We start from the raw sequence: 12015 nt of genomic DNA, 5'->3' as shown, positions 1-12015 counted from the left end.
AACAAGGGAAAATGTGGAATTTGACTATTATGAAATCCTTGAAATTTCAAGAAATGCAAGCGGAGATGAGATCAAAAAAGCCTTTAGAAGGCTTGCTTTAAAATATCACCCAGATAGAAATTCTGGCGACAAAGAGGCTGAACTAAAATTTAAACAGATAAATGAAGCTTATCAAGTTTTAAGCGACGAGCAAAAACGCTCTATCTACGACAGATACGGCAAAGAAGGCCTTGAGGGTCGATTTGGTAGCGGTGGCGGATTTAGTGCCGATTTTGATCTTTCAGATATTTTTGACTCATTTTTTGGTGGCGGTTTTACAAGTAGTTCTAGGCAGAGAAAAAGATACTCAGAAAAATACTCAGCCGATCTTGAAATTCCTATAAATTTGGAGTTTAACGAAGCTATTTTTGGTTGTGAAAAAGAGATAAAATTTGATCAAAAAGTGCCTTGCCCAACATGCAATGCAACCGGCAGTAAAGATGGCAAGAGCAAGACTTGCCAGCACTGTGGCGGAAGTGGCAGGATAACACGCGGAAATGGCTTTATGAATATCGTTCAAGAGTGTCCATATTGCCACGGAAGCGGTGAAGTAATAAGCGAACCATGCCCTGATTGTAACGCAAAAGCTTATAAAATCCAGCAACAAACTGTAAAGATTACCATCCCTGAAGGCGTTGATAGCGGCATGAGAATGAGAGTAGCTGGTAAAGGCAATATCGGCACAAACGGCGTTCAAGGCGATCTTTATGTAAGCATAAACGTAAAAGAAGACAAGCATTTCATTCGCCACAACGACGATGTTTATCTAGAAATTCCTGTCTTTTTCACGCAAGCTATACTTGGCGAGAGTATAAAAATTCCAACGCTTCGAGGAGAAACTGAGCTAAAACTACCTGTTGGAGCAAAGGATAAGCAGCAATTTATCTTTGAAAATGAAGGTATAAAAAGTGTAAATTCGCGCAAAAAAGGTAGGCTAGTAGCACAAATTTCTATTCAAACGCCTGAAAAACTAAGCGATGAGCAAAAAGAGCTTTTAAATAAGCTTCAAGCTAGCTTTGGTATAGAATCGGGCAAATCAAATACCGATGAAAGCGTCTTTGATAAGATAAAAAGCTGGTTTAAAGGCGATGAGCCAAAAGGCAAAAAGAAAAAATAAATTTAAATTTGTGACGTTAAATTTGACGTCACAAATTCTTTCAAAATAAATTTTATATATCCTAATTTTTACAAGTAAATTTCATACAAATTTTAAAATTTCATAAGCGAGCAATTTCAGCTCTAAAATTTGAGCTAAGCGGTAAATGAAGCCAAATTTTAGTAGTCAATTCTTGCGAGTGAATGAAAGTTTTAAAATTTACAAAGCAATCTAGTTAAATTTAAATGCTTGTTTCTTTTGTTAAGGGGGAAGAGGCTTGAATTACGAAGTCGCTCCCTTCCCCTTAACAATCCCCTAACCCCGACGACGTTAGAAGTAGCATGCCTCAGTACTAACGCACTGCATGCGTTATATTAAATTTCAAGCAAATTATAAAATTTATTATCGAGCATATCGCAGCTCTAAATTTAGTGCTAAACGAAGTGCGGACTAAATTTAGTAATCTGCTAAGGCGAGCGAGCAAGATTTTAAAATTTGCAAAATTGCTTTGTTATATTAAGTAGGCATCAGGCAAATTTTAAAATTTCATGAGCGAGTAATTTCGGCTCTAAAATTTAAGCCAAACAAAAAGCAAGAACAAATCTTAGCAGTCAATTCTTACGAGCAAGCAAAATTTTAAAATTTGCAAGAGAGTATAAATTTACTCAGTTGCAAGCTCCAAATAATAATCAAGCTGATCGCGTCTGATGATACGTATAAGGTTCGTGCTACCCTCAACGCCCGTAGGGTGACCGGCTGTGACAAGATAGGTCTTGTCGTGTTCGACATATCCCTCTTCATACGCCTTTTTCATGACATTTGCCAAAAGTGAGCTAAGCTTTGTTTTTTCTAGTACAAGTGCTGGCGTAACACCCCAAGCAAGAGTAAGCATGTGCGCTGTCTGTTCATCGTGAGCTACTGCAATGATGTCAATGTTTGTGCGGTTTCTAGCTAATTTTATGGCCGATTTTCCTGAGCCAGTGATTGAGATTAATGCATCTGCTTTTATGCGAACAGCAAGAGATGCAGCGCTACTTGCCACCATATCAGTCTCGTCAAAAAAGTCAAACTCATCAAATTTATTATATGGATAGATGCTTTGAGTTTGGATAATCGTTTTACTCATCGCCTCTACGACTGCAACTGGGTTTTTACCAATCGCACTCTCCTCGCTTAGCATAACAGCATCAGTACCGTCTAGCACGGCATTTGCCACATCACTGATCTCCGCTCTTGTGGCAGTCTCATGCTCCGCCATGCTTAGCATCATCTGGGTTGCTGTGATGACTGGCTTGCTTGCTGCATTTGCTTTTTTGATGATGAGCTTTTGGATAGTTGGGACCTTATAAAATGGCACTTCTATGCCAAGATCGCCACGAGCTACCATGATACCATCGCTCTTTGCAATGATATCGTCTATATTTTCAACCGCGTCAAATTTCTCGATCTTAGATAAAACAGCAGCTCTTGAGCCAAATTCTTTTAAGATATTTTTTGCCTTTATTACGTCATTTGCATCTTGCACGAAGCTAATAGCAACAAAATTTACACCATGCTTTGCGCCAAATTTCATATCTTCTTTGTCTTTTGGTGTGATGATATCGATGCCGAGAGCCGTATTTGGGAAATTCACGCCTTTATTTGAGTTTAAAATTCCATCATTTTCAATGATAGTTTTTACTATTTCTTTACCTTCGCTGACAACCTTTGCTCTTATAGAGCCATCATAGAGATAGACATACTCGCCAACTTTCAGCATAGGCAAAATTTGAGGCTGGTTTAGGCTTACTTTATAAATTCCGTTTTCCACTTTTTCACCGATGATCTCATCAGCATGGATACTAAGTTCATCACCAGCCTTTAGATAAAATGGCTCACTAAGCTTGCCAACTCTGATCTTTGGCCCGCAGATATCTTGTAAAATTCCTATTCTTTTATTTAGCTTTTTTTCGATATTTCTTATCTTGTCAATGTTTGATTTATGGTATTCGTGTGTCCCATGGCTAAAATTTAAACGAAAGACATTAACACCTGCTTTTACCATCGCTTCCATTGTCTCTTCATTATCACTTGCTGGCCCCAAAGTAGCTACGATTTTTGTCTTTTTTATCATTTTATGCCCCATAAATTTGATTTTTGCGATTATAACACATTTTAATAATGTAATTTTTTGTATAATAGGCAAAATTTCAAAGGAGAAGATATGAATAAATTTTTATTAGCGTCTCTTGGTCTAGCAGCTGTTGCTTGCGTTGCTATGGGAGATGATAAAGTTTATAAGCTAAAGCTTGCTAGCTCATGGGAGAGCACTATGCCAGTGCTTGGTGATGTACCAAAAGAACTAAAGGACAAAGTTGAAAAGATGAGCAATGGCAGACTTGAGCTAAGAATTGATTATCCATCAAAGCATAAATCGCCTTTTGCGATGCTTGACTTTGCTAAAAGCGGTCAATACGACATTACCTACACAAGTAGCTATTATTATAAAGGCAAAGATGCTAAAACTATATTTTTTACAGCAACTCCATTTATGATGAATACTGACGAGCAAACAGCTTGGTATGAATTTGGCGGTGGTAAGGAGCTTGAGGCAAAAGTTTACGATCCATACAATATCAAAATTTTTAGAGCTGGAAATACCGGCATGCAAATGGGTGGCTGGTTTAAAAAAGAGATAAAATCATTAGATGATATCAAAGGCTTAAAGATAAGAATTCCGGGCTTTGGTGGTGAAATTTACGCTAAACTTGGCGCTAACATCAATACTATCCCAACTGGTGAGCTTTATATGGCTCTTGAGATGGGAACGATCGACTCAGTCGAATGGGTTAGCCCTGCTTATGATATGGCGCTTGGCTTTCACAAAGTGGCAAAATACTACTATACAGGCTGGCAAGAGCCAAACGGTGAAACTCAGTTTTTCTTTAATAAAAAATCATACGAGAAGCTTCCAGATGATCTAAAAGCGATCTTTGAAGCAGCTGCAGCCGAAGTAGCAAGAGATGCGAATACAAAAGTATTTTATTCAAATGTCGAGTACTGGGATAAAATGAAGAGCGAGTATCCAGACATCCAAGTAAAATCTTTCCCACCAGAAGTAATCGCAGCTCTTAAAAAAGCCACAAATGAACTTCTTGATGAAGAGAGTGCTAAAGATCCATTATTTAAAGAGATCGTTGAGTCTCAAAGAGCCTTCCTTAAAAAAGCAAGAGAATGGACTAAAATTTCAGACTACGCTTATATCAAAACAAACGAATAGTAAAATTTAGCAGGGATTTTCCCTGCTTTTTATATTTATTCTAATTACTTTCAATAAAAATTTTAATCAAAATGTTTTTATTACAAGCCATAAATTTTTACAAAAATAAATATTGGTGGCTATTATAGATAGAAAATTTCTCTCATTGAGTGCTCGATCTTTGACTCATCGAGTGTATTGTTAAAAAATAAATTTAGTGCTAGAACTGCTTGATATAAAAGCATATCGGCGCCATCTTTTACGCTAAGATTATCTTGCATGGCCATTTCTAAAAATGGTGTCTGCTTGCCATAAATCACATCGAATGCAAATTTAGCATCCTTAAAAATGCTTTTTAAAATTTCTTTAGGTGCTGGTAGAAAATCATCCTTTAAGCCAGCAGAGGTCGAGTTAATGACTAGATCAAATTTTTGCTCTTCGTAGTTATCCCAACTAAAGCATTTGTACTCATCTTTAAATTTCTCAAGCCTATCTTTGCTTCTATTTAGTATGCAAACATCAACACCTTGTTCTTTTAATGCATAAGTTATGGCATTTGCAGTACCGCCAGCTCCAAGGACAATTGCTTTTTTTACATCTTTAAAATTTTTTATTGCCTTTAAAAACCCAGGCGCATCTGTATTGTGAGCATAAATTTTGTCATTTTTAAGCACAAGAGTATTTGCAGAGCCTATTTTATGAGCTATATCTGAAGCTTCATCGGCTAAATTTAAAGCCCACTCTTTGTGTGGAAGCGTTACGTTTGCACCGTTTAATTTTAAGGATTTAAATTTATTGATTAGCTCACTGCCATCTTCTAGTAAGACTCTTGTGTAAAGAGCGTTTAGTCTCAGATCGGCAATGGCTTTATTGTGCAGCCTCGGAGATACCGAGTGAGCTATTGGATCTCCAAAGACTGCGAATGTTTTCATTTTGCTCTAAAGATAAAAGCGTCTTTATTGATATCTTTTCTAATATCGCCTACTACTTTTTGAAGCGTTTTTTCATCAAATGGACCAACTAAAATTTTAGTCAGCTCGCCAACTTTTATAGTCTTGTAGCTATATCCCTTAGCAGCGATCTTTTTCATATATTCAGCATTTGGATTAAATTTACTAGTCACAAATACTTGAACATAAGAGCCTTTTGTAGCAGGTTCACTTTTAGCTACTTCAGCTTTTTTATCCGTTTTTTCTATTTTGGCTTCAACCTTTTTTTCAATCTTTTTATCTATTTTATTTTCAGTTTTGGCTGGTTTTGCCTCACTCTTTTTATCAGTAGCTGCTACTTTTTCGACTTTTTTAACTGGAGCATCTACCTTTGTCTCAGCTTTTTTTGCTGGTATTTCAGCTGGCTTATCGATAGGCTTAACTATCTCTTTTGGCTCTTCAGTTTTAGAAACAGGCTTATTGTTTTCTTTATCTTTTAGCTTTTTGATCATATCTTCAAATTCATCTTGTTGCTTATTTTCAGGCACGATCGGTACTTGCTCAAAAAGCTGTGTATCGCCTTTTTTATTGTCTGAATTTGTATCAGCTATCGGAGCTTGTCTATCTACTGGCTGCTCAGCTGGTACTGGAGGAAGCACTAGTCTTGAATCAGCTTCATTTTGAGCTTGTGAAGGATCGCTTGAATTTACTAGCTTCATAGCCACTACAATGATCAAAAAAAGTATAATAAGAGCTGCTATAAATATAAGAAGTTTTTTTAGCTTCAATCCCCTTGCGTCATCATCTCTTTCTAAAAGAATATCTTTTAACTCATCGTTTTCCACTTTTTATCCTTAATTACATATATTTTGACCAACTTGCCCCGCGCTCTTTTTGATAGAGCTTATAAGGTAAAGTTAGTATGTTAAATTCTTTTGGCATATCAATATTTGGAAACATCCTCCACTCTTTAGGCAATTTCTGTGAAAGCTTTGCGTTGAGCATGTTTGCTAGCTGGCAAGCCTCATTTAGCGTAGTGTGACCTTTATGCACATAAAGATGCAGATGCCCTGGCGTCTTGCTCTCGTAGGCTGTAAAATTTATAAAGCCCTCTTCTCTTAAAAGAAGCTGTGCTTTATGCCAAAATCTATCAGGGGTTCTGCCGTTATAGTCAAAGACTATATTCTCAACTTTATCGTATGCATTTATTAAAGAGTGTGCGATAACGGCTTTACCCTCTTCATGCTCTTTCATAATATTATAGGTTAGTGGTTCATTTATCTTTTCAAATTTATCAAAGAAAATTTTACCTCTATATTCTATTTTATTAACGATCGTATCACGCTTGATATAGTAGTGAGTTGTAATAATCTTTATAAGTGCCGTATCAATACTTTGCATCAAAATGTCGCTTTATCATAGATTATAAATTTATGAGCAAGTTCAACTAGCTCAGCTTTTGTCTTCTCTTGTAAAGATGTGTTGTTTATGTCGCTTAGAACGTCAGCTATTTTGTTTGCTATTAGCTCAAACTCAGCCTCTTTCATACCACGAGCCGTAAGCGCAGGACTACCCACACGTATACCACTTGTGATAAATGGACTTCTTGTCTCGCCTGGAACCGTATTTTTATTTACAGTTATGCCAGCATTTCCTAGAGCGATGTCTGCGTCTTTTCCGCTAAAATCTCTATTTAAAAAGCTCATCAAAATTAGGTGGTTATCAGTACCGCCACTCACTAGATCAAAGCCTCTTTTTATTAGTACTTCGCCTAATTTTTTAGCATTTGCTTTTACTTGTTTAGCGTAAATTTTCCACTCAGGGCTAAGATTGTGCTTAAAGCCAACTGCTTTTGCTGCGATAACATGAACAAGTGGTCCGCCCTGGATGCCTGGAAAAATAGAGGCATTTATCTTCTTAGCATACTCTTCGTTGTTTGTCATAATGATACCGCCTCTTGGGCCTCTTAGGGTTTTATGCGTAGTTGAGCTTACGACATCGCAGTATGGAAAAGGACTTTGATGCTCACCAGCAACAACAAGACCAGCAATGTGAGCAACATCTGCAAAAAGTATCGCCCCAACAGCATCAGCTATCTCACGGAATTTTTTAAACTCGATCTCTCTTGTGTATGCACTTGCGCCACAAACGATCATTTTTGGTTTTACTATCTTTGCGATATCCATGACTCTATCGTAGTTTATGCGGCCATCAAGCTCGACGCCATAGAAAAAGCTCTCATACATCTTGCCAGAGCTACTTACCTTCGCGCCGTGTGTCAAGTGTCCGCCATGGCTTAGATCCATTCCTAAAATTTTATCGCCTGGATTAAGTAAAGCGCCGTAAACACCTTGATTCGCCTGAGAGCCAGAGTTTGGTTGAACGTTTGCAAATTCACATCCAAAAAGCTCTTTACATCTATCGATCGCTATTTGCTCGATCTCATCGACAAATTCGCAGCCACCATAATATCTCTTGCCAGGATAGCCTTCAGCGTATTTGTTTGTTAGGATTGAGCCCATTACTTCCATAACTTCTGGATATGTAAAATTTTCACTAGCGATCATCTCAAGGTGATCACATTGGCGTTTTAGCTCTAAATTTACTAGATCGTAAATGTCCTTATCATAGCTTTGCAAACTCATTTTTCATTCTCCTTTATCTCATTTTTAAGTGGCCTCATCGCTGGGAAGAGCACAACATCACGTATTGATTTTTTATCCGTTAAAAGCATCACGAGCCTATCGATACCTATACCCTCACCTGCAACTGGCGGCATGCCGTATCCTAGGGCTTTTACATAGTCCTCATCCATCTCGTGTGCCTCGTCATCGCCTGCGTTTTTAGCATCGATTTGCGCTTTAAAGCGGTTGTATTGATCGATTGGATCGTTTAGCTCATTAAAGCCATTTGCTAGCTCACGACCAGCGATAAATAGCTCAAACCTCTCAGCCACATCAGGATTTGCGTCACTTCTTCTTGAAAGTGGACTGATCGAAATCGGATAATCAATAACAAAAGTTGGGTGTATAAGCTTGCTCTCTACATAGTTATCAAATAGCTCAGCCTGCAAGTGACCAAGATCAAGCTTATCATTTGCTTCAAGGCCATCAGCTCTTAGTTTTGCTAAAATTTTATCTTTGTCGTTTATGATATTCTCATCTAGTCCACCGATCTCAACGAGAGCTTTTTTGTAGCTTATTCGCTTAAATGGCTTACTAAAATCAATCTCCATGCCATCAAAATTTACAACTTTTTCCATATCCAGCTTGTCCAAAATGACATTAAAAAGATCCTCTGTAATGCCCATCAGATCATGATAGTTATGATATGCCCAGTAAAACTCTATACTTGTAAACTCGGGATTATGAGTAAGATCCATACCTTCGTTTCTAAAATTTCTATTCATCTCATAAACAGCCTCAAAGCCACCTACTATAAGGCGTTTGAGGTATAGCTCAGGTGCGATCCTTAGATATCTCTCTACTCCAAGGGCATTGTGAAAAGTGATAAATGGCTTGGCGTTTGCACCGCCTGCTATTGGGTGCAGCATCGGTGTTTCAACTTCTAAAAAGCCCTTTTCTTCAAAAAATCTTCTAATCGTACTTATAATCACTGAGCGTCTTTTAAAATCAGCTCTAACTTCAGGGTTCATTATCATATCAAGGTATCTTTGGCGATATCTTGTCTCAACATCAACTAGGCCATGATACTTCTCAGGAAGTGGACTTATCGACTTTGAAGCAAGGCTAAGCTCGCTTACATGCATGGAAAATTCGCCAGTTCTCGTTATAAATGCATAACCTCTAACATAGACGATATCGCCTATCTCTACGTATTTTTTAACGATTTTAAACCACTCTGGATCAAGCGTTTTATTACTAAAGTAAATTTGTAAATTTCCATCTTCATCTTCGATATTTGCAAAAACCGCTTTTCCAGCATCACGAATTAGTTTTATTCTACCTGCAAGACCTACTAGCTGACCTTCGGCCTTTTTTTCTTCTGTATCATTAATGTAGTTAAATTTTAGTCTAAATTTAGAGATATTCATATCTCTTCTAAGAAAATGCGGATATGGATTAATGCCTAAATTTCTTAGCTCGTCTATGCTTTGTAGTCGTTGAATCTCATGTTGGTTGTCAAATATCACCTTACTTTCCCTTTATATTATTTTTTGAGCATTTTTCACAAATTCCATAAAGCTGCATCATATGACCAGTTAGTTTAAAACCATGATCTTTTGCGATACTGATTTGTCTTTTTTCTATCATTGGATCTTCAAATTCTATGATAAGACCGCACTTTCTGCATATCATATGGTCGTGATGCGGCTTTGTGGCAAGCTCAAATTTTTTACCTTGTGAACCAAAGCTGATTGATGTCACCATTTCTGATTCTTCAAGTAGATTTAGTGTTCTATAAACAGTTGCGATGCCAATATTTAGCTCAGGGTGCGTTTCTTTTATAAAAAGATAAAGTCTTTCTGGAGTAAAGTGTTCGCCATTGTTATATAGCGTTTTTAGTAAAATTTCACGCTGTTTCGTATATTTTAAACCATTGTCGCGAAGCACTCTTTTGAATTTCTCAAGCAACGCATCATATTCTAAATTTTCTATCATCTTATTCCCCTTTTGTGATATTAGAGTCGGTATTTACACTAGCATTTGCATCCATTGAGATAAATGCGTCAGTTTTATTTGTATCCATTGGTCTTGCCACTATCTCATCTAACTCACTTTTGATATTTTTTACATCAAGATTTGTTATCCATTTGCCAGTTTCTATCAAAACCGGATAAACTTTACTATTCGCAAAATAAGGAGCAATTATATTATTTAGCGAAGTACCAGATATTACAGCAACTACTGCCGAAAATGTTAAGAAAATTTTTCCACTTCCCATAACAAATCCACCAAGTCTATCCAAAAAACCAAGTCCGCTTACTGAAACTATTTTTGATAAAAATTTACCAACTAGCAAGCAAACTAGCCAAAAAACTAGCCAAAGAGAGATAAATGCGACAAACTGTAAAAATGAAGGATTTTCAAATTTATATATATTTTTAGTTATAAACTCACCAGATAGATCTGAAAATCTACTAGCTATAATTAAGCCGCCGATAAGTCCGATAAGTCCGAAAGCTTCTTTTATAAGTCCATTTAATATGCCTTTTATGCCAAGCATCAAGACAAGAGCAATAATAATAATATCAAACCACGTTACTAAATCCATTATATAGTTCCTATTAAATTTTGAAGTTCTTGCTGGCTAGTTGAATAAGCTAGCGCATTTTCTTTTGCAATCTTACCCTCTTTTAGTACTTTCATCAAAGCCTGGGTTTGCGTACTCATACCAGTTTGTTGTTGATTTAGCTGCATCTGAGAGTAAATTTGATGTATTTTGTTTTCACGTATCAAGTTTGAGATAGCCATATTGTTTATTAAAATTTCATGCACCGCGCACCTTCCACCGCCTATCTTTGGGATTAGACTTTGTGAAACGACAGCGGTTAGCGAAACACTAAGCATATTTCTTACTTGTAATTGCTCACTTCCATCGAAACTATCAACGATCCTATTTATAGTTTGAATGGCTGAATTTGTGTGAAGCGTACCAAAGACTAAGTGTCCAGTCTCAGCCGCCGTAATAGCCGTTGAAATCGTCTCTCTATCTCTCATCTCGCCCACAAGTATGATATCTGGATCTTCACGAACCGCAGATTTTAGAGCCCTTGAGTAAGAAGTTGCGTCGGTGCCGATATTTCTATGAGAAAATAGAGCTTTTTTATTGTTATGCACAAACTCGACTGGATCCTCAATTGTAATAATATGCTTTCTATAATTTAAATTTATCTCATTAAGCATGGCTGCGAGAGTTGTTGATTTACCACTTCCTGTCGGTCCAGTAACCAAAATAAGACCTTTTTCACGCTTAATAATGTGTTTAAAAATTTGTGGGGCATTTAACTCATCAAGAGATGGGATATTGATTGGGATTATACGAAAAGCAGCAGCTAAATCACCATTCATGGTATAGTAATAGTTGCCACGAAAGCGACCAATATCTGGAAGCTCGATCGCAAAGTCAAGCTCTTTATTATTCTCAAGTTCACTTTTTTGTTCATCAGTAATCAAAGCAAAACATAAATTCTCTATATCCTTGCCACTTAATATGCCAAAATCAATGGGCTTTAAAGCACCATCTACTCTTATTTGCGGCTCGGATCTTGAAACAAGGTGAAGATCGCTTGCCTTATCACTCACAACAGTTTTTAAAAGTGTTTTTATATCGCCAGCAAGATTATTAAGGCTATTATCTTCTGGTATTTTTACACTTAAATTCTTTGCCTGAAGCTGTTCGATTAGATCCATATTTTTACCATTATTCTATTATTTTTGGTACAGCAAAAAAATGCCCTTCACGTGAAGGAGCGTATTTCAAGATCGTATCAATCACATCACTTGGTCTTGGCTCATCTTCTCTTAAAGGCGTGCCACCTTTTATAGAGCTAACTACAGCTTCATCGCTACTTAGATCAAGTTCATTTAAAATATCAACAAAAGAAACAATCTCGCTTAGTTGTTTTTTTACTTCTTCTCTTTTTTCATCACTGATTTGTAAGGCAGAAAGTTTTTCTAATTTATTTAAAAGAGTATCATCTATTTGCATTATATAAGTAACCTTATTAATTAATTTTGAGCCATTATATC

The 12015-nt window shown here is 36.8% G+C and carries 12 protein-coding genes; 2 read left to right on the top strand and 10 right to left on the bottom strand.

Annotation, left to right across the window (positions count from 1 at the left end; genetic code table 11):
- Positions 1-13: 13 nt before the first annotated feature.
- Complete coding sequence (gene dnaJ, locus A3854_RS02880; protein ID WP_021091609.1) at positions 14-1156, top strand: molecular chaperone DnaJ; 1143 nt, start codon at positions 14-16, stop codon at positions 1154-1156.
- Between the two features lie 640 nt (positions 1157-1796).
- On the opposite strand, the gene pyk is transcribed toward dnaJ, so the two are convergent.
- On the bottom strand, positions 1797-3248 hold the full coding sequence (gene pyk, locus A3854_RS02875; RefSeq protein WP_084041234.1) for a pyruvate kinase: 1452 nt from the start codon (positions 3246-3248) through the stop codon (positions 1797-1799).
- Positions 3249-3338: 90 nt separating this feature from the next.
- On the opposite strand from pyk, the gene A3854_RS02870 reads away from it, so the two are divergent.
- Positions 3339-4394, top strand: a complete 1056-nt coding sequence (locus A3854_RS02870) for a TRAP transporter substrate-binding protein (protein ID WP_021091622.1) — start codon at positions 3339-3341, stop codon at positions 4392-4394.
- 122 nt (positions 4395-4516) lie between these two features.
- On the opposite strand, the gene A3854_RS02865 is transcribed toward A3854_RS02870, so the two are convergent.
- From A3854_RS02865 to gatC, 9 genes are read right to left on the bottom strand one after another with little or no spacing between them, the layout of a single operon-like run.
- Positions 4517-5305, bottom strand: coding sequence for a shikimate dehydrogenase (locus A3854_RS02865; RefSeq protein ID WP_084041233.1), 789 nt, complete (start codon positions 5303-5305; stop codon positions 4517-4519).
- On the bottom strand, positions 5302-6147 hold the full coding sequence (locus A3854_RS02860; protein ID WP_084041232.1) for an SPOR domain-containing protein: 846 nt from the start codon (positions 6145-6147) through the stop codon (positions 5302-5304). Before A3854_RS02860 ends, A3854_RS02865 begins: the two co-directional genes overlap by 4 nt.
- Before the next feature lie 13 nt (positions 6148-6160).
- Positions 6161-6703: a DUF1882 domain-containing protein gene (locus A3854_RS02855; protein WP_084041248.1), complete on the bottom strand. Its 543-nt coding sequence runs from the start codon at positions 6701-6703 to the stop codon at positions 6161-6163.
- On the bottom strand, positions 6703-7947 hold the full coding sequence (locus A3854_RS02850) for a serine hydroxymethyltransferase (RefSeq protein WP_084041231.1): 1245 nt from the start codon (positions 7945-7947) through the stop codon (positions 6703-6705). Before A3854_RS02850 ends, A3854_RS02855 begins: the two co-directional genes overlap by 1 nt.
- Positions 7944-9452 (bottom strand): lysine--tRNA ligase, encoded by a 1509-nt coding sequence (gene lysS, locus A3854_RS02845; protein ID WP_257639867.1) that lies wholly within the window; start codon positions 9450-9452, stop codon positions 7944-7946. Before lysS ends, A3854_RS02850 begins: the two co-directional genes overlap by 4 nt.
- A gap of 4 nt (positions 9453-9456) precedes the next feature.
- Positions 9457-9924 (bottom strand): Fur family transcriptional regulator, encoded by a 468-nt coding sequence (locus A3854_RS02840; protein ID WP_021091630.1) that lies wholly within the window; start codon positions 9922-9924, stop codon positions 9457-9459.
- A gap of 1 nt (position 9925) precedes the next feature.
- On the bottom strand, positions 9926-10537 hold the full coding sequence (locus A3854_RS02835; protein WP_084041229.1) for a CvpA family protein: 612 nt from the start codon (positions 10535-10537) through the stop codon (positions 9926-9928).
- Positions 10537-11676, bottom strand: coding sequence for a type IV pilus twitching motility protein PilT (locus A3854_RS02830; RefSeq protein WP_084041228.1), 1140 nt, complete (start codon positions 11674-11676; stop codon positions 10537-10539). The genes A3854_RS02835 and A3854_RS02830 overlap by 1 nt, the downstream gene beginning before the upstream one ends.
- Before the next feature lie 10 nt (positions 11677-11686).
- Complete coding sequence (gene gatC / locus A3854_RS02825; protein WP_072594515.1) at positions 11687-11974, bottom strand: Asp-tRNA(Asn)/Glu-tRNA(Gln) amidotransferase subunit GatC; 288 nt, start codon at positions 11972-11974, stop codon at positions 11687-11689.
- Positions 11975-12015 lie beyond the last annotated feature (41 nt).

Source organism: Campylobacter concisus, from assembly GCF_002092845.1.
In the GTDB taxonomy this organism is placed as follows: domain Bacteria; phylum Campylobacterota; class Campylobacteria; order Campylobacterales; family Campylobacteraceae; genus Campylobacter_A; species Campylobacter_A concisus_AQ.
The sequence above is the reverse complement of the archived record's forward strand: the minus strand, read 5'-3'. Positions and strand labels throughout refer to the sequence as shown.